At 61.0% G+C, this 17064-nt stretch carries 16 protein-coding genes; 9 read left to right on the forward strand and 7 right to left on the reverse strand.

The window, feature by feature from the left end; all coding sequences use genetic code 11:
- The first annotated feature begins 108 nt into the window (after positions 1 to 108).
- Positions 109 to 390: a DUF1145 domain-containing protein gene (locus FEE99_RS10670; RefSeq protein ID WP_016771375.1), complete on the forward strand. Its 282-nt coding sequence runs from the start codon at positions 109 to 111 to the stop codon at positions 388 to 390.
- Positions 383 to 1141, forward strand: coding sequence for a collagen-like triple helix repeat-containing protein (locus FEE99_RS10675; RefSeq protein WP_041478047.1), 759 nt, complete (start codon positions 383 to 385; stop codon positions 1139 to 1141). The genes FEE99_RS10670 and FEE99_RS10675 overlap by 8 nt, the downstream gene beginning before the upstream one ends.
- 198 nt (positions 1142 to 1339) lie before the next feature.
- On the opposite strand, the gene FEE99_RS10680 is transcribed toward FEE99_RS10675, so the two are convergent.
- Entirely contained in the window at positions 1340 to 1804 is a 465-nt protein-coding gene (locus FEE99_RS10680) for a CopD family protein (protein WP_016771373.1), read from the reverse strand.
- Positions 1805 to 1903: 99 nt separating this feature from the next.
- Between FEE99_RS10680 and dinG the strand changes: the two genes are divergently transcribed.
- The 6 genes from dinG to FEE99_RS10710 all read left to right on the forward strand — a co-directional run bounded on the left by dinG (position 1904) and on the right by FEE99_RS10710 (position 10502).
- Positions 1904 to 4048: an ATP-dependent DNA helicase DinG gene (gene dinG / locus FEE99_RS10685; protein ID WP_024011911.1), complete on the forward strand. Its 2145-nt coding sequence runs from the start codon at positions 1904 to 1906 to the stop codon at positions 4046 to 4048.
- A gap of 95 nt (positions 4049 to 4143) precedes the next feature.
- The gene (locus FEE99_RS10690) at positions 4144 to 6612 is read left to right on the forward strand and encodes a beta-galactosidase (RefSeq protein ID WP_041478046.1); all 2469 of its coding nucleotides are present in this window, start codon (positions 4144 to 4146) and stop codon (positions 6610 to 6612) included.
- 210 nt (positions 6613 to 6822) lie between these two features.
- Positions 6823 to 7968, forward strand: a complete 1146-nt coding sequence (locus tag FEE99_RS10695; RefSeq protein ID WP_041478045.1) for an EstA family serine hydrolase — start codon at positions 6823 to 6825, stop codon at positions 7966 to 7968.
- Positions 7969 to 8081: 113 nt separating this feature from the next.
- Complete coding sequence (locus FEE99_RS10700) at positions 8082 to 9185, forward strand: OmpA family protein (RefSeq protein ID WP_041478044.1); 1104 nt, start codon at positions 8082 to 8084, stop codon at positions 9183 to 9185.
- Between the two features lie 24 nt (positions 9186 to 9209).
- Positions 9210 to 9857, forward strand: a complete 648-nt coding sequence (gene pdxH, locus FEE99_RS10705; protein WP_041478043.1) for a pyridoxamine 5'-phosphate oxidase — start codon at positions 9210 to 9212, stop codon at positions 9855 to 9857.
- A gap of 180 nt (positions 9858 to 10037) precedes the next feature.
- Positions 10038 to 10502 (forward strand): outer membrane lipoprotein, encoded by a 465-nt coding sequence (locus FEE99_RS10710; RefSeq protein WP_016771369.1) that lies wholly within the window; start codon positions 10038 to 10040, stop codon positions 10500 to 10502.
- 73 nt (positions 10503 to 10575) lie between these two features.
- Here the strand turns inward: FEE99_RS10710 and FEE99_RS10715 are convergent, their stop codons facing one another.
- The 5 genes from FEE99_RS10715 to nhaA all read right to left on the reverse strand — a co-directional run bounded on the left by FEE99_RS10715 (position 10576) and on the right by nhaA (position 13957).
- On the reverse strand, positions 10576 to 10827 hold the full coding sequence (locus tag FEE99_RS10715) for a pyocin S6 family toxin immunity protein (RefSeq protein ID WP_041478042.1): 252 nt from the start codon (positions 10825 to 10827) through the stop codon (positions 10576 to 10578).
- Positions 10828 to 10847: 20 nt separating this feature from the next.
- Positions 10848 to 11093: a colicin E3-like toxin immunity protein gene (locus FEE99_RS10720; protein WP_041478041.1), complete on the reverse strand. Its 246-nt coding sequence runs from the start codon at positions 11091 to 11093 to the stop codon at positions 10848 to 10850.
- Positions 11094 to 11156: 63 nt separating this feature from the next.
- Positions 11157 to 11393 (reverse strand): DUF7683 domain-containing protein, encoded by a 237-nt coding sequence (locus FEE99_RS10725; RefSeq protein WP_041478040.1) that lies wholly within the window; start codon positions 11391 to 11393, stop codon positions 11157 to 11159.
- The gene (locus FEE99_RS10730; protein ID WP_041478039.1) at positions 11390 to 12601 is read right to left on the reverse strand and encodes an S-type pyocin domain-containing protein; all 1212 of its coding nucleotides are present in this window, start codon (positions 12599 to 12601) and stop codon (positions 11390 to 11392) included. The genes FEE99_RS10725 and FEE99_RS10730 overlap by 4 nt, the downstream gene beginning before the upstream one ends.
- A 171-nt stretch (positions 12602 to 12772) precedes the next feature.
- Positions 12773 to 13957: a Na+/H+ antiporter NhaA gene (nhaA, locus tag FEE99_RS10735; protein WP_041478038.1), complete on the reverse strand. Its 1185-nt coding sequence runs from the start codon at positions 13955 to 13957 to the stop codon at positions 12773 to 12775.
- Between the two features lie 251 nt (positions 13958 to 14208).
- On the opposite strand from nhaA, the gene FEE99_RS10740 reads away from it, so the two are divergent.
- Positions 14209 to 15303 (forward strand): PLP-dependent cysteine synthase family protein, encoded by a 1095-nt coding sequence (locus FEE99_RS10740; protein ID WP_041478037.1) that lies wholly within the window; start codon positions 14209 to 14211, stop codon positions 15301 to 15303.
- A gap of 138 nt (positions 15304 to 15441) precedes the next feature.
- Here FEE99_RS10740 and FEE99_RS10745 read toward each other — a convergent pair whose 3' ends face one another.
- A complete protein-coding gene (locus tag FEE99_RS10745) occupies positions 15442 to 17055 on the reverse strand; it encodes an NAD(P)/FAD-dependent oxidoreductase (protein WP_041478036.1) in 1614 nt (537 codons plus the stop codon).
- Positions 17056 to 17064: the final 9 nt, after the last annotated feature.

Genomic DNA, 17064 nt, shown 5'->3' on the forward strand with positions numbered 1-17064 from the left:
GCAGCCATTTCATCCGCGTGTGCACAAATTTCATTTTTCCCTCTGGCTTATCCCCCGCAGAAGCCGGTACTGTGCGTGCAAAGAATAATTCGCAACACGGGGTAGCGTATGAAGGTGTTCTGGGGGCTGGGGCGTTTGCTGACCCTGCTGTTCTGCTGCGTGGTGCTGGCCAATCAGCTGGTGCCGTTTGTTCATCCGCTGCATCTGCTGGTGAATCTGGCCGGCGCTCTGTTGTTGCTGATTCATCTACTCGAAGTGCTGCTGTGCAACCGCAGCCTCAAGGGCCGTCCGCACCCTTGGCGTGACCGAGGCCGCATCCTGTTGTTCGGCGTTTTCCACCTGCAAACCATCCCGGCCCCGGCCGCTCCGGAGGCTTCTTCCCATGCGTAAACTCTGCCTGCTCGCTGCATTCATCAGTCCACTGGCCTGCGCCCAAGTGGTCAACGTGCAAAGCAATTCTTTGATGCGCTTGCCCAACACCACCAGCACGCTGCAACTCGAGAAACTGGAAGTCGCCGATTACGGCACCTTGCTGATCCCGTCCAACGTGACTGAATTGAACATCGATGAACTGCGCCTGGGCCACGAAGCACGTATTGCTATCGTTCCGGCTGAACAAGCGCTGGAAGTTAAGGTCAAGCGCGCTGAATTGAGCGATGGCAGCCAGATCACCGCGCGCGGCGCCCCCGGCACTTATGAGAAAGCAGCCCGGGCCGGGCGCAATCTGAACCTGCAATTTCAGGCCCTGAGCGCGCCGCAACTGACGGTCGATGCCCGTGGCGGCAGGGGCGCGGCGGGTTTCGTCGGCCTCGACGGCGGCAACGGTGAAGATCCGGGCTGCACCTATGGATCAGCCGGCCACGGCGCCGATGGCAGTGACGGCAGCGATGGCCAGCCAGGCGCGCCGGGTGCGCTGGTGCGACTCGCCGTACCACGGGATTTCCCGGCCGAGCTGATCAAGGTCAACGTGGCTGGCGGTGCCGGCGGACCGGCGGGTGTCGGTGGTAAAGCAGGGAAGGGCGGCAAATCCAAGGGCTGCCTGGTCTATCGCGCTGATGGCGGCAAGAACGGCAAGGCCGGTGCGGATGGCCAGCCTGGGCCGGTAGGGGCGGCGGGTTCGGTTACCGTGCAACGGCTCTAAAACTGCGACCCACTCTCTGATCAATAAAGTGCTTTGGTGAGTGAAATTCTGTGGCGAGGGGATTTAGCGAAACGTCGCACCGTCCCGTTGGGCTGCGCAGCAGTCCCGCTTTTAAATTGAAGAGCGGGGCCGCTACGCAGCCCAGCGGGGATAAATCCCCTTGCCACAACTGTGTTCACAGCAGAACAAGAGTGCGATTCAGAGCATCGGTCTCGCCGCAGCTACCGCCACCAGCACCAACCCGACAAGCAGATTAAGCCCCACCACCCGGCGAATCCGCCCCAGCACCGCCGCACCCGCCGGCCAATCCTTCGCCTCGACCGCCTTGCGCAACTCCGGCAGCATCAGCCCTTGAATGCGGATGAACAGTGCCGTCATCACCACATACAAACCGATCATCACCTGCACGTACTTCGGCGCGGTTTCAAATCCGACCTGCTGCAGATGCAACATGCCCACGCCGCTGATCGGCAACAGGATCACCGCGACCCAGACCCAACGGAAAAAACCTTGAAACACTTCCACCCACAGGGTCAGGCGAGCGGGGCCGTCCAGGGCCTTCACAGCCGCAGGGCGCAAGACCATCCAGGCGAAAAACATACCGCCGACCCACACCAAAGCGGCAAGGACATGCAGGGGATAAACGAGGCTAAAAGGTGTCATTCGGGCACTCCGTTCTGCGCAGGATCGATTAGGCAGGTATGATAGCCGCCGAACCAAACTACTGAAAATTTATCCAGCGTTTCCAGCGCCCGACACTCAATGATCAGCACTGAACTCAAAACCACGATCCAGGGCGCCTATTCGCGTTTTCTAGAGGCCAAGAGCCTCAAGCCGCGTTACGGCCAGCGCCTGATGATCGCTGAAATCGCCAAAGTCCTCGGAGATATCGACACCGACGACGAAGGCCGGCGCAGTGGCGACCCCGCGATTGTCGCGGTGGAAGCCGGCACCGGTACCGGCAAGACGGTGGCCTACAGCCTGGCGGCGATCCCTACGGCGAAACTGGCCGGCAAGCGTCTGGTGATTGCCACCGCGACCGTCGCCCTGCAAGAGCAGATCGTCTACAAGGATCTGCCCGACCTGATGCGCAACAGCGGGCTGAATTTCAGTTTCGCCCTGGCCAAGGGCCGTGGTCGCTACATGTGCCTGTCCAAGCTCGACATGCTGTTGCAGGAAGGCCACGCACAAACCGCCACCGCGCAGTTGTTCGAAGAAGAAGGCTTCAAGATCGAAGTCGACGAGGCCAGTCAGAAGCTGTTCACCAGCATGATCGAAAAGCTCGCCGGCAATAAATGGGACGGCGACCGCGACAGCTGGCCGAACGCGCTGGAAGACGCCGACTGGGCGCGCCTCACCACCGATCACAGCCAGTGCACCAACCGTCATTGCCCGAACTTCGGCCAGTGCGCCTTCTACAAGGCCCGCGAAGGCATGGGCAAGGTTGACGTGATCGTCACCAACCACGACATGGTCCTGGCGGATCTCGCGCTAGGCGGCGGCGCCGTGCTGCCGGACCCGCGCGACACAATTTACGTGTTCGACGAAGGTCACCACCTGCCGGACAAGGCCATCGGCCACTTCGCTCACTACACGCGCCTGCGTTCCACCGCCGACTGGTTGGAAACCACCGCCAAGAACCTGACCAAGCTGCTGGCCCAGCATCCGTTGCCGGGCGATCTCGGCAAGCTGATCGAGCAGGTGCCGGAGCTGGCGCGGGAGATCAAGACCCAGCAGCAGTTCATGTTCACCGCCTGCGAACAGATCGCCGATTTCAAGCCCGGCGAAGACGTCGAAGGCCGCGAGCGCCCGCGTCATCGCTTTGTCGGCGGGGTGATTCCCGAGGACATGCGCGAGATGGGCATCGAGCTGAAAAAAGGCTATTCGCGCCTTAACGACCTGTTCCAGCGCCTGACCGACCTGCTCAAGGAAGGCATGGACGGTGAGGTCAATATCGGCATCGCCAGCAATCAGGCCGAAGAGTGGTATCCGCTGTTCGGCAGCCTGCTGTCCCGCGCTTCCGGCAACTGGGAATTGTGGACCGCGTTCACCGCCGAAGACCCGGAAGACAGCCCGCCCATGGCGCGCTGGCTGACCCTGGCCGAAAGCGGGTCGCTGTTCGATATCGAGGTCAACGCCAGCCCGATTCTGGCAGCAGAAACCTTGCGTCGCAGTTTGTGGAACGTCGCTTACGGTTGCCTGGTGACGTCGGCGACGCTGACGGCGCTGGGCACTTTCGACCGTTTCCGCATGCGCGCCGGTCTGCCGAAAAAAGCCGTCACCGCCGTAGTGCCGAGCCCGTTCCATCATGCCGATGCCGGCGTGTTGCGCGTGCCGGACCTGAAGGCCGACCCGCGCGATGCCGCCGCCCACACGGCGGCGATCATTCGCGAGCTGCCCGATCTGGTGGAAGGTTCACGAGGCACACTGGTGCTGTTCTCCTCGCGCAAGCAAATGCAGGACGTATTCGACGGTCTCGACCGCGACTGGCGCAAGCAAGTGTTCATTCAGGGCAACCTGTCGAAACAGGAAACCCTGAACAAGCACAAGGCGCGGGTCGATGGCGGTGATTCCAGCGTTCTGTTCGGGCTGGCCAGTTTTGCCGAAGGTGTCGATTTGCCGGGGGCCTACTGCGAGCACGTGGTGATCGCCAAGATTCCGTTCTCGGTGCCCGATGATCCGGTTGAGGCCGCGTTATCGGAGTGGATCGAGGCGCGCGGTGGCAATCCGTTCATGGAAATCTCCGTGCCCGATGCCTCGCTGAAACTGGTTCAGGCCTGCGGCCGTCTGCTGCGCACCGAAGAAGACCGCGGCACCATCACCTTGCTCGACCGGCGTCTGGTCACTCAGCGCTACGGCAAGGCGATCCTCAATGCGTTGCCGCCTTTCCGTCGTGAAATATCCTGAGACACGGGTGGGCCGATTGGCCCGCCGCGTTGTCTATCTCTCTGCCACCGCTTTTCCACTGGCCTTGACTGGTCGTTAGGGAGAACTCCGTTCTTATGATCCGCCGTTCGTTGCCCGCTGTTTTCGCCTTGATCTTTGCCGCGCCGTTGCTGGCTGCGCCCGCCGGTCAGCAGACGCTGTTCAACTTCGTACGCCCGGCCGACGTGGTCAAGGTCGTCACGGAAAACGCCGACCTGCCGCAGGCCAACGCTGAACAGACCGCCGAAGGTGAAGTGCTGCGCCGGGTGACGTTCAACCCGGTGGCCCGGCCGACCTTGCGCCTGACCCCGCAGACCGGCGCTTGGGACTGGTCGCAGTCCGACATGATGACTCTGCGTCTGCAGAGTGCGATGAACTGGGCGGTGACGGTTTATGTGCAGATCCAGAGCAACGATGGCCGCACTCTGGTCAGCCGCGTCGATCTGCCGGCCGGCCCCGCGCAGACCTTGCTGGTGCCGCTGGTGGCGTCGACGCCGCTGAGTCAGGGCATGAAGGCCGGGCCGCCGATGCCGATGACCGTCGATGGCCAACGCATCCTGCTGGCCAGTAGCACCGGCGAGATCGATCGCAGTCAGGTGGTTTCAGTGAGTCTGTCGCTGGATCAGCCGAAAGTTGCGCAGAGCCTGTTGCTCGAGCGGTTCGGCGTGCAGGACGGCGAATCGGTGACGCGGGCGGTGTACGGCAATCTGGTCGACGCCTACGGTCAGTCAACCCGCAGTAAATGGCCGGAAAAAGTCAGCAGCGACGAACAACTGAAAAGCGCCGCCAGCAAAGAGCAGCAACAGCTGAATACGTGGCTGGCCGAGCGTGAAAAGGCTTCGCTGGACAAGTTCGGCGGCTGGAACAAAGGACCGGCGTTCAAGGCCAGCGGATTCTTCCGCACGGAAAAACGCGATGGCCGCTGGTATCTGGTGACTCCTGAAGGCCACCCGTTCTATTCGTTGGGCGTCAACACCGTCAGCGCGCAGGTCAACCAGACCTACGTCGCCGGCCGTGAATCCATGTTTGAATCGTTGCCTAAGAACGACGACCCGCTGGCCGCGCATTTCGGTGAGGGCGACAACCGTGGCGGCAACGGTGCCGATCAGGGCCGTGGCTACGGCAACGGCCGCTGGTACGACTTCTATGGCGCCAATCTGCAACGCCTGTACGGCGAACCGTGCAAGGCAGACAGCGACAACAAGGCCGGGATTGCCGAAGCGGCGAAGGCTGGGGCGGCTGAGGCCGGTTCGGTGCAGGCCGCTGAAACCGCAGCGGTGCCTGCCGAGCCAAAATCCGGAATTGCCGAAGCGGCGCAGACCGATGCGGTGCAAGCGTCCAGCGAGGAAACCGCTCCGTGCAAAGCCACTATTGATGAAGAACGCTGGACCCGGCATACCCTCGATCGGCTGCAAGCCTGGGGCTTCAACACAGTGGGCAACTGGAGCGCGCCGTCGCTGGCGGATGCTGAGCGCGTACCGTACACCTTGCCGCTGTCGATCGTCGGCGATTACACCAGCATCAGCACCGGCAGCGATTGGTGGGGCGGCATGCCGGACCCGTTCGATCCGCGTTTCGCCATGGCCACCGAGCGCGCCGTGGCCATTGCCGCCCGCGATCACCGTGACGATCCGTGGCTGATCGGTTATTACGCCGACAACGAACTGGCCTGGGCTGGCCCTGGCGACGATCCGAAGGCTCGCTACGCGCTGGCCTACGGCACGTTGAAAATGACCACCGACGTGCCGGCCAAACGCGCCTTTCTCAAGCAATTGCGTGACAAGTACCGCAATCAGGCCGGACTGTCCAAGGCCTGGGGCATCGAGTTGCCGGCGTGGGAATTGATGGAAGACCCTGGCTTCGTGCCGCCACTGCCGAACCCGGAGCATCCGGAGATCGAAGCGGATTTCAAATACTTCCAGAAGGTCTTCGCCGATACCTATTTCAAGACCATTTCCGATTCGCTGAAATGGCACGCGCCGAACCAGATGCTCCTGGGCGGTCGCTTCGCCACCAGTACGCCTGAAGCCGTGGCGTCCTGCGCACAATATTGCGATGTGTTGAGCTTCAACATGTACACGCTCAAGCCGCAGGAGGGTTACGACTTCGCCGCGTTGGCGGCGCTGGACAAACCGGTGCTGATCACCGAATTCAACTTCGGCTCGGCTGACCGAGGCCCGTTCTGGGGCGGCGTGACGCAGTTGGCCAAAGAGGAAGATCGCGGCCCGGCCTATGCCAACTTCCTCAAACAGGCGCTGAGCGAACCGTCGATTGTCGGCGTGCACTGGTTCCAGTATCTCGACCAACCGGTGACCGGACGTTTGCTCGACGGCGAGAATGGCCATTTCGGTCTGGTCGGTGTGACCGATCTGCCGTATCAGGGATTTGTCGAGGCGGTGCGCAAAAGCAATCTGCAGGCGCTTGAGCAACTGGGCAAGGAGGCGCAGAAAACCCCGGCTGCGGAAGTTGAAGGCGGGCGCAAGGCCGAGGCTGGCAAAGCTGCGGAGGCTGCACAGGCGGGTGGGCATTCGGGGAATGGTCACTAGGTTTCAGACCGCGTTATCGTTCTTCGCGAGCAGGCTCGCTCCCACACTGGATATCAACAGCAGCGGAGATCCCCTGTGGGAGCGAGCCTGCTCGCGAAGGGATCGCCACAAATTGCCGATCAACCGTCTGGCCCGCGCCTGTTCCCAAATCCCTCAAGGGCTGGAACAATGCGGACCACTTTGTAGAGCGTTTTCGCGGGGGAGTTGCGGGTGCAGATTCAGGGACATTACGAGCTTCAATTCGAAGCGGTGCGCGAGGCTTTCGCAGCACTGTTCGACGATCCCCAGGAACGCGGCGCAGCCCTGTGCATCAAGGTCGGTGGAGAAACCGTCCTCGACCTCTGGTCCGGTACCGCCGACAAGGACGGCAGCGAAGCCTGGCACAGCGACACCATCGCCAACCTGTTCTCCTGCACCAAGATCTTCACCGCCGTTACCGCGCTGCAACTGGTGGCTGAAGGCAAGTTGCAACTCGATGCCCCGGTTGCCCGCTACTGGCCGGAATTCGCCGCTGCCGGCAAAGAATCCGTCACCCTGCGCCAATTGCTTTGCCATCAGGCCGGCTTGCCGGCGCTGCGCGAACTGCTCGCCCCTGAAGCCCTTTACGACTGGCAAACCATGGTCGACTCCCTCGCCGCCGAAGCGCCATGGTGGACGCCGGGCACCGGTCACGGTTATGCCGCGATCACCTACGGCTGGCTGGTCGGCGAATTGCTGCGCCGCGCCGACGGTCGTGGGCCGGGCGAGTCGATCGTCGCTCGGGTCGCCAAACCGTTGGGCCTGGATTTCCATGTGGGCCTGGCCGACGAAGAGTTTCATCGCGTGGCGCACATCGCCCGTGGCAAGGGCAACGCCGGCGACGCTGCGGCTCAGCGTCTGCTGCAAGTGACCATGCGCGAACCGACGGCCATGACTACCCGCGCCTTCACCAATCCGCCGTCAGTGCTGACCAGCACCAACAAGCCGGAATGGCGCCGCATGCAGCAACCGGCGGCCAACGGCCACGGCAACGCGCGCAGTCTCGCCGGGTTCTATGCCGGCCTGCTTGATGGCAGCCTGCTCGAGAGCGAGATGCTCGAAGAGCTGACCCGCGAGCACAGCCTCGGCGATGACAAGACCTTGCTCACCCGTACCCGTTTCGGCCTCGGCTGCATGCTCGATCAACCGGACGTGCCCAACGCCACCTACGGCCTCGGCCCACGCGCGTTCGGCCATCCGGGAGCGGGCGGCTCGATCGGTTTTGCTGATCCGGAGCACGATGTGGCTTTCGGTTTCGTGACAAATACCCTGGGGCCTTACGTTTTGATGGATCCGCGTGCACAAAAGCTGGCGCGGGTGCTTGCCACTTGTCTGTAAAGCTTCAACAGAGGTTCCAGGGTCGGAACCTCGAAGGGATTTTCGTTTCAAAACGGCTGTTTATCCGGGCGAAAGTGCTCTGATTTTTCATTACTTCATTTTGTGGATTTTCAATGTCATCTAAAAAGACCCTCGCCCTGGCCCTGTGTGTAGCGATCACCGGTTGCGCACAGACTCCGAAAAACGATGCAGACGGCGGCAGTTGGTGGCCGTTCGGTTCTTCCGACAAAGTCGCGGCCAAAGATTCGGCCCCGGCCCCGGCCCCGTTGAAACCGGCGGCAACCGCGCCAGTGGCCAAGGCCGAGAGCAGCAACCCGTGGTACTGGCCGTTCGGTTCCAGCGATGAAGCGGTCAAGGCTGATCTGAAAGCCGAGGTCAAACCTGAAGCCAAACCGGTCGAGGTGGCCAAAGCCGAGGCGCAGTCCAATGGCAAATGGTGGTGGCCGTTCGGCGGCAAGGACCAGCCAACCGCCAAAGCCGTTCCGATGCCGGATCCGAAGGTCACTCAGGCCTGGCTGGATGACTACGAACCGCGTCTGCGTGAAGCGGTGAAGGACAGCAATCTGCAACTCGAGCGTCGCGACAACGTACTGGTGGTGACGGCGCCGGTCGAAGGCTCGTTCAACCCGGACCGCCCGGCGATGCTGCTGCCGGTCACTCTTGGCCCGTTCACTCGCGTAGCGAAAATCCTTGAAGCCGACCCGAAAACCGCAGTGCTGGTGCTCGGTCACAGTGACACCAGCGGTGCCGCACCGGCCAACGTCAAGCTGAGTCAGGAACGTGCGCAATCGGTGGCAGCGATCTTCCGCCTCAGCGGCTTGCAACGTGATCGCCTGATGCTGCGTGGCATGGGTTCCGAAGCGCCGCGTGCGGCCAACGACAGCGTTGAAGGCCGTGCCTTGAACCGTCGTGTCGAGCTGCTGGTGACTCCGCAAAACACCATGGTTGCACTGCTGAGCAAATACAACATGCCAGCGCCGAAGCCGGTGACGATGGTTGCTGCGCAAGACGTCAAGCCAGTGGCCAAACCGGTTACCCCGGCGCCTGCGGCGAAAAAAGCCGCTGTGCCGGCGGCGAAAAAGGCGCCAGCCAAGAAAACTGCCGCCAAGGCTCCTGCGAAGAAGGCCCCGGCCAAGGCTCCAGCGAAAAAAACTGCACCAGCCAAAGCCGCCGCGACCGACAAGAAAGTCGCCGCAGCCGACGCTGCCAAGAAGTGATCCGCTAACGAAAAGGAATCCGCCATGACCCAGGCTCTGGCCGATATGCGTCGCGACTACACCCGTGACGGTTTGACCGAGGCGCAAGCCCCGGCCGAGCCGTTTGCGCTGTTTCACCAGTGGTTCGCCGATGCGGTGAAAACCGAGCAGGCGCCGGTGGAAGCCAATGCCATGACCCTGGCCACGGTCGATGCCGACGGTCGTCCGCATTGCCGCATTCTGTTGCTCAAGGGCCTGGACGAGCAGGGCTTCACCTTCTTCACCAACTACGACAGCGCCAAGGGCCAGCATCTGGCGGCCAACCCGTTTGCCGCCATGACCTTCTTCTGGCCCACCCTGGAGCGCCAGGTGCGCATCGAAGGGCGGGTGGTCAAGGTCACGCCGCAAGAGTCCGACGCGTATTATCAGGTGCGTCCGCTGGGTAGCCGCCTCGGCGCCTGGGCCTCGCCGCAGAGCCGGGTCATCAACGGTCGTGGCGAACTGGAGGATTTGCTCAAGGCCACCGAGCAACGCTTCAGCGACAGCCAGCCGCACTGCCCGGAACATTGGGGCGGTTACCGCTTGTTGCCTGAGCGCATCGAGTTCTGGCAGGGCCGTCCGAGCCGCCTGCACGATCGCCTCAACTACCGCCTCCAGGGCGCCGAGTGGATTCTGGAACGTCTGGCACCCTGAGCAGTCTACCGAGCGAGATAAACGCGAATGGCGCGGGATCGGTGATTTGACGCTACCTTGAGTGGACGCTCGCGGGCATCTGTACCAGGCCTGAATGGAAGCCAATTTTATCCGGATGGTGTCGTGACAGGCGCCAGGCCACGGGGTTTAATGAACACATGTTCTTTTGGAGTTGATGCTATGCGTAAGTCTGTTCTGCTGGTTGCTTCCTTTTCGACGATGGCGATGTTGCTGACCGGCTGCCAATCGAGCCTCACTGGCGACTCCTACTCCCGTGACGAAGCGCGTCGTGTGCAGACGATTCGCATGGGCACCATCGAATCCCTGCGACCGGTAAAAATCGAAGGCACCAAGACCCCGATCGGCGGCGCAGCAGGCGCAGTAGTCGGCGGCGTCGGCGGTAGCGCTATCGGCGGCGGCAAGGGCAGCATTGTGGCTGCGGTCATCGGCGCAGTGGCCGGCGGCCTGCTTGGCTCGGCCACCGAAGAAGGCCTGACCCGCACCCAGGGCGTGGAAATCACCGTCCGCGAAGACGACGGCAGCATGCGCGCCTATGTGCAGCAGGTTCAGGAAAATGAAGTATTCCGCGTTGGCGAGCGGGTACGGATTTCCACCGTTGGCGGAACCAGCCGCGTTTCGCACTAAGCGGGAAACCGGGTAAAAGAAAACCCCGATCAGGTGACTGGTCGGGGTTTTTCTTTGTTTGTGAATTGCTCATTCAGTATGTGGCGCAGGTGCCCATGAAGTATTCGAGGCCCTTTGGAAAACTGGCGTTGAGCAGGTTTTCCAATGCGTTTACCTGATCCTGAGTCAACAACAGCTCGCCGGGTTCCACCTCATCCAAGGGCTTTGATTCAATGAGCTGAGCCACTTTTTCATTCATCTCGCTGCCGGTGATATCCAGCTCGAATTGCAAGGAGTCGTCTTGGGCTTCGTCAGGGAAGAATCCGGTAATCGAAAGAAAGCGCATGAAGAACTCATCCCGGTTATTTAACTGTAATCAAACGAAATCTGGTAGTCGCAGGTATTCAGAGTGATTTGATGTTGAAAGTACGGCTGAATGCTAGCTACCCACTTTTCGATAACGTTGAAGCCGCCATTATTGATGCTGCCTTCCACCGGAATACTCAGAGCATTCAAAACTGATTCATCGTCCCCCAGATCTTTTGACGATTCCTCGCTCTGAATTTCTAGGGTTGCTGTGTCGTACCACTCCAGCCTCAATACCAGACCCATTTCTTCCTCGCAGATACTTTGATGTTGCTTTTATTTTTTGTTCTTCACATTGCTCGCTTACGGCTAATAGGGGCCGTTACATGTCAGTTGAAAGTAATAGCGTGAATCTGCGATTGATATCTGCATCAGTTTTTCAAAGGCTTGAACTTGATTCTGATTCAGATCGTAGCCTTCCCACCCTTGCTGCTTGGTCGTCCAACCCATAATCGACTTAATGTGCTCTGCATACTCTGTGGGTATTTCGGTTATCGATACTTGGTAATCAGTCTGCTTATCAAAAGCTTCTATCAAAAATCTCAAGGCTCAACGCTCCGTTTTTTTCCTTTCTTCGAGTTTTTATTCTTTTTTGTAGACGTGGGCTCACCAGTCGCTGGATCGAATTCCCCGATGTGGTTTCCCCGAGGATCATATTTTTCAATCGTTCCGTGCATGGAGTCCCATTCAAGAATATGCCCTTTGGCGGTTTTCCATCTTTTGCGTTTTGAACCACCGCCCTGGACTACTGTTTTACGGCCGACGATTCTGGCATCGGGAAAAGCCGGCAGTATGTCAGGCGGCGGATGATATTCGTGATCACCAGCGCGAGTACTGATGACGATGTAGACCGGTTTAATACTAGATCCGGCCGGAAACACCAAAATAAAGTCGTTGTACTCCGGCGGATAAACCGGATTCACCAGTATCCCGTCCGCCGCCTTCGTCGGTGGATACACCCAGATATGCGGTGCCTGCGGTGCGGCCTCCAGTGCTGGAATGCCGAGAATGTCCGAGCCATCCACCGCCGGGGTCCAGAGCAGTTCGACGCCTTCACCCAGATCGGCAACGAACCGGTCGCCGCGTGCAGTGAACTGCACGACATCGACCATTTCCCAATCGCGGTTCTTACCGGTGTAGAAACCGTAACCCTTGAGGCTGCCATCGGCCTGTTGCTCGACGCGCAGGCGCACGCGGGTTCGGGCTTGTTTGAGTGTGCTCAGTTGCTCATCGGTGTAGAGCGCGCTGTCGCCCAGGCTGGATGGCATCAAAAGCGCAACCAGCCCCACCAAAGTCGCAGCCGCCGCAGGGGAGGCGAGCGCCGGTAGCACTTCAAAAGCCGAGCCTGCCAAGGCCAGACTGCCGAACCCGACCGGGATGGTGTTGGCGCTGATTTTCTTGAGAGGAATGCCGCCGCTTGCGTCGGCTTCGCGAGCGCCGAGCAGGATCAGCTCGCCGTAATCCTTCAGGCTGTCGGTCGGCACCATGCCGGAAGGATTGCTGTAATCGATAATCGCATCCGGCAGCTTGCAGGACTTGGCGAATACACAGCCGGCACGCACGGCTTCAGGTTTTTTCGCAGCCACTTCACGGCTGCGCTCGAACGCCTCCTGCCGCGCCAGCATCGCGTCGTAAGCGTTTTGCCCGGCTTCGCGCTCGGCCAGTTCTGCGGCCGTCATATACCGCCAAGTAACGTGATGACCGTCGCCCTGCGGTGGGTTTTGCACCCGGGGAATGTCCTTGTTCCGCGCCACTGATCGTCCCTTCGTTCATCATCGACAGCCCCTCGGAAAGGGGCTGCACGACGTTATCGAAGCGGGGAAAGTGTGGCTGTAGGACGGGTCGCTAATGACGTGGGGATTGTTCGCTGCGTAACTGTCAGGCGAGGAATCTGTGGCGAGGGCCAAGCTCCCTCGCCACAGGGGTCATTGCAGTTGTGAATTCTTGCGACTCGCCGCCGCCGTCACCGCATAACCAATCACCGCCGCGAGAATCGAGCCGGTGAGGATGCCCATGCGATCCATGCCGGCGTAATCACTCACGCCGGGTTCGAAGGCCAGCGAGCCGACGAACAGGCTCATGGTGAAGCCGATGCCGCAGAGGATTGCCACGCCGAGGACCTGGCCCCAGTTGGCGCCTTGGGGCAGGGCGGCGATGCCGATCTTGACCGCCAGCCAGGTCAGGCCGAACACGCCGATGGTCTTGCCCAGCAGCAGGCCGATGGCGATGCCCATCGGTACGTCGTGGGTGAAGCTTTCGACGGTGACGCCGCTCAGCGACAGGCCAGCGTTGGCGAAGGCGAACAGCGGCAGGATGCCGTAGGCGACCCAGGGGTGCAGCGCGTGTTCGAGGGTCAGCAGCGGCGACGACTCGGCGTTTTTCGTGCGCAGGGGAATGCAGAAAGCCAGGGTCACGCCGGCCAGTGTCGCGTGGACACCGCTCTTGAGCACGCAGACCCAGAGGATCAGGCCGATGATCATGTACGGGCCGAGTTTGACCACGCCGAGCCGGTTCATTGCCACCAGCGCGGCAATGCACGCAGCCGCCAGGCCAAGGGACAGGGTCGAGAGTTCGCCGGAATAGAAGATTGCGATGATGACGATGGCGCCGAGGTCATCGATGATCGCCAGGGTCATCAGGAACAGTTTCAGCGACACCGGCACGCGTTTGCCAAGCAGGGCCAATACGCCGAGGGCGAAGGCGATGTCGGTGGCGGTCGGAATGGCCCAGCCGCTCAGGGCGGCGGGGTTGTCGCGGTTGAGGAACCAGTAGATCAGCGCCGGCACCAGCATGCCGCCGATCGCCGCTGCGCCGGGCAGGACGATCTGCGAAGGCTTGGACAATTGGCCATCGAGCACTTCGCGTTTGACTTCCAGACCGATCAGCAGGAAGAACATCGCCATCAGGCCGTCATTGATCCACAGCAGCAGGGGTTTGGCGATTTTCAACGCGCCGATCTGCGCCACCACCGGGGTGTCGAGCAGGCCGGTGTACAGCCACGACAGCGGTGAGTTGTTGATGATCAGCGCGAGAACGGCTGCGGCGATCAATAGCAGACCGCTGGCGGCTTCCAACTGAAAGAAACGCGTGAAAGTGCTACGCAGAGGCAAGGTCGCTCTCCATCGAATCAAGAAAAAGGTGAAACACCCTAACCCGTACCGTTAGTTGTTAAAACAAAAGTTATATTCTTTTTTGTTATATGTCGTTACAGACTGTCTGGCGCGGGCAGCACTGAGCCTAGCAGTTGCCCGACACATTGAGACTCAGCTGTATCTTTGCCGTCTGCGGGATTTTTCCTAAGCTTGCGGCAGACCTTTTTCAGGAGACCGATCTCCTGGCTGATTCAATGAGAACCGAGACCATGAGCGACAACCGACAGTGGGCACGCGAAGCCATCCGCATCATCGAGGCGGACTTCCAGCGCAGCGCCGACACCCACCTGATCCCTTTGCCGCTGCCCGGTTTTGCCGGCATCGAGTTGTATTTCAAGGACGAATCCAGCCACCCGACCGGCAGCCTCAAGCATCGCCTGGCACGTTCGCTGTTCCTTTACGCGCTGTGCAACGGCTGGCTCAAGCCCGGCGCGCCGGTGATCGAGGCATCCAGCGGCTCGACGGCGATTTCCGAAGCGTATTTCGCGCGCATGCTCGGTTTGCCGTTTATCGCAGTAATGCCGGCGACCACCTCGAAAGAGAAGATTGCCCAGATTGCCTTCTACGGTGGCCAGAGCCATCTGGTGCAGGACCCGACGCAGATCTACGCCGAATCCGAGCGCCTGGCCCGCGAGCATGGCGGTCACTTTATCGATCAGTTCACCTACGCCGAACGTGCCACCGACTGGCGGGCGAACAACAACATCGCCGAGTCGATCTTCCAGCAGATGCGCTACGAAAAGCACCCTGAACCGACCTGGCTGATTTCCAGCCCCGGCACCGGCGGCACCACCGCGACCCTCGGCCGTTACGTGCGCTATCGCCAGCACTGCACCCGCGTGTTGTGTGCCGATGCCGAGCGTTCGGTGTTCTTCGATTTTTATCAGACGGGAGATGCCAGCCTGCGTCTGGATTGCGGTTCACGCATCGAAGGCATTGGCCGGCCTCGGGTGGAAGCGTCGTTCCTGCCCAAGGTCATCGATGCGATGGTCAAGGTGCCGGACGCCCTGTCGCTGGCGGCCATGCATTATCTGGCGCAGCGTTTGGGGCGGCATGTCGGCGGGTCGAGCGGGACCAATCTGATCGGTGCGCTGATGGCGGCGCAACAGATGAAAGCGGCGGGGCAGTCGGGGTCGATCGTGGCGATCCTGTGCGATGGCGGAGAGCGTTATGCCGACACGTATTACGATCAGCAATGGCTGAAGGCGCAGGGCTATGAACTGGGTGATTTGATTGCAGCGGTGGCGGCGAGTGCCGAGCGCGGGGAGGCGCTGCCGACCTCGGTACTGCGCGCGAATATCTAAAGCTCAACGCAGAAACCACTGTGGGAGCGAGCCTGCTCGCGAAGGCGGAATCACATTCAACAACTTCGTTGAGTGACAGACCGCTTTCGCGAGCAGGCTCGCTCCCACAGGGTTTTGTGTTGGGTCAGCTGATGCTGATCAGGCTTCCAGTCCGAGGATATCGCGAGCCACTGCCTCGGCAATGCGAATCCCGTCAACACCCGCCGAGAGAATCCCGCCGGCATAGCCCGCGCCTTCACCGGCCGGGAACAGGCCCTTGACGTTCATGCTCTGCAGCGACTCGTTGCGGGTGATGCGCAGCGGCGATGAAGTGCGGGTCTCGATTCCGGTCAACACGGCGTCATGCAGGGAATAACCGCGAATCTGCTTCTCGAACGCCGGCAAGGCTTCACGGATCGCCTCAATGGCAAAGTCCGGCAGCGCCAAGGCCAGATCGCCCAAGGCCACGCCCGGTTTGTACGACGGCTCGACTTCGCCCAGTTCGGTCGATGGAATGTCGTTGATGAAGTCGCCAACCAGTTGCGCCGGAGCCTTGTAGTCGCTGCCGCCAAGGATGAACGCGTGGGATTCCAGGCGCTCCTGCAACTCGATACCGGCGAGCGGGCCGCCCGGATAATCGACTTCCGGAGTAATGCCGACGACGATGCCGGAGTTGGCATTGCGCTCGTTACGCGAGTACTGGCTCATGCCATTGGTGACCACGCGATTGGGCTCAGACGTCGCAGCGACCACGGTGCCGCCCGGGCACATGCAGAAGCTGTAGACCGAACGCCCGTTCTTGGCGTGGTGCACCAGCTTGTAATCGGCCGCGCCAAGTTTCGGGTGGCCGGCGTACTTGCCCAGGCGCGCGCGGTCGATCAGTGACTGCGGGTGCTCGATGCGGAAACCCACCGAGAACGGCTTGGCTTCCATGAACACGCCACGGCTATGGAGCATGCGGAAGGTGTCGCGGGCGCTGTGGCCGAGGGCCAGAACCACATGCTTCGAATGCAGGGTTTCGCCGCTGGCCAGTTGCACGCCGACCAGTTGGCCGTCTTCGATCAGCACGTCGCTGACGCGCTCCTGGAAGCGCACTTCACCGCCCAGTTCGCGGATCTGCTCGCGCATGTTTTCGACCATACCGGTCAGGCGGAACGTACCGATGTGCGGCTTGCTGACGTAGAGGATTTCTTCCGGCGCGCCGGCCTTGACGAACTCGTGCAGGACTTTGCGGCCGAGGAATTTCGGGTCCTTGATCTGGCTATACAGCTTGCCGTCGGAGAACGTGCCCGCGCCGCCTTCGCCGAACTGCACGTTGGACTCGGGATTGAGCACGCTTTTGCGCCACAGTCCCCAAGTGTCCTTGGTGCGCTGACGGACTTCGGTGCCGCGTTCGAGAATGATTGGTTTGAAGCCCATTTGTGCCAGCAGCAGACCGGCGAAGATGCCGCACGGGCCGAAACCGACGACGATCGGCCGCTGGCCGAGATCGCTCGGTGCCTGGCCGACGAATTTGTAGCTGACATCCGGCGCCACGTTGACGTTACGGTCGTCGGCGAACTTGCCCAACACTCTGGCCTCGTCGCGTACGTTGAGGTCGATGGTGTAGATGAAGCACAGTTCGGAGGACTTTTTGCGCGCGTCATAGCTGCGCTTGAACAAGGTGAAATCGAGCAGATCATCGCTGGCGATGCCCAGACGCTGCACGATGGCGGCGCGCAGGTCTTCTTCGGGATGGTCGATTGGCAGCTTGAGTTCAGTGATTCGTAACATGGCGGGGAT

Source organism: Pseudomonas sp. ef1, assembly GCF_007293365.2.
Lineage (GTDB): Bacteria > Pseudomonadota > Gammaproteobacteria > Pseudomonadales > Pseudomonadaceae > Aquipseudomonas > Aquipseudomonas siliginis.

Excerpts from the sequence above, each read along its gene's own strand:
- FEE99_RS10675 (WP_041478047.1), top strand. The coding sequence starts at position 383 with ATGCGTAAACTCTGCCTGCTCGCTGCATTCATCAGTCCACTGGCCTGC.
- FEE99_RS10680 (WP_016771373.1), bottom strand. The coding sequence starts at position 1,804 with ATGACACCTTTTAGCCTCGTTTATCCCCTGCATGTCCTTGCCGCTTTG.
- dinG (WP_024011911.1), top strand. The coding sequence starts at position 1,904 with ATGATCAGCACTGAACTCAAAACCACGATCCAGGGCGCCTATTCGCGT.
- FEE99_RS10715 (WP_041478042.1), bottom strand. The coding sequence starts at position 10,827 with ATGCGCTTTCTTTCGATTACCGGATTCTTCCCTGACGAAGCCCAAGAC.
- FEE99_RS10670 (WP_016771375.1), top strand. The coding sequence starts at position 109 with ATGAAGGTGTTCTGGGGGCTGGGGCGTTTGCTGACCCTGCTGTTCTGC.
- FEE99_RS10690 (WP_041478046.1), top strand. The coding sequence starts at position 4,144 with ATGATCCGCCGTTCGTTGCCCGCTGTTTTCGCCTTGATCTTTGCCGCG.
- FEE99_RS10700 (WP_041478044.1), top strand. The coding sequence starts at position 8,082 with ATGTCATCTAAAAAGACCCTCGCCCTGGCCCTGTGTGTAGCGATCACC.
- pdxH (WP_041478043.1), top strand. The coding sequence starts at position 9,210 with ATGACCCAGGCTCTGGCCGATATGCGTCGCGACTACACCCGTGACGGT.
- FEE99_RS10720 (WP_041478041.1), bottom strand. The coding sequence starts at position 11,093 with ATGGGTCTGGTATTGAGGCTGGAGTGGTACGACACAGCAACCCTAGAA.
- FEE99_RS10740 (WP_041478037.1), top strand. The coding sequence starts at position 14,209 with ATGAGCGACAACCGACAGTGGGCACGCGAAGCCATCCGCATCATCGAG.
- FEE99_RS10710 (WP_016771369.1), top strand. The coding sequence starts at position 10,038 with ATGCGTAAGTCTGTTCTGCTGGTTGCTTCCTTTTCGACGATGGCGATG.
- FEE99_RS10745 (WP_041478036.1), bottom strand. The coding sequence starts at position 17,055 with ATGTTACGAATCACTGAACTCAAGCTGCCAATCGACCATCCCGAAGAA.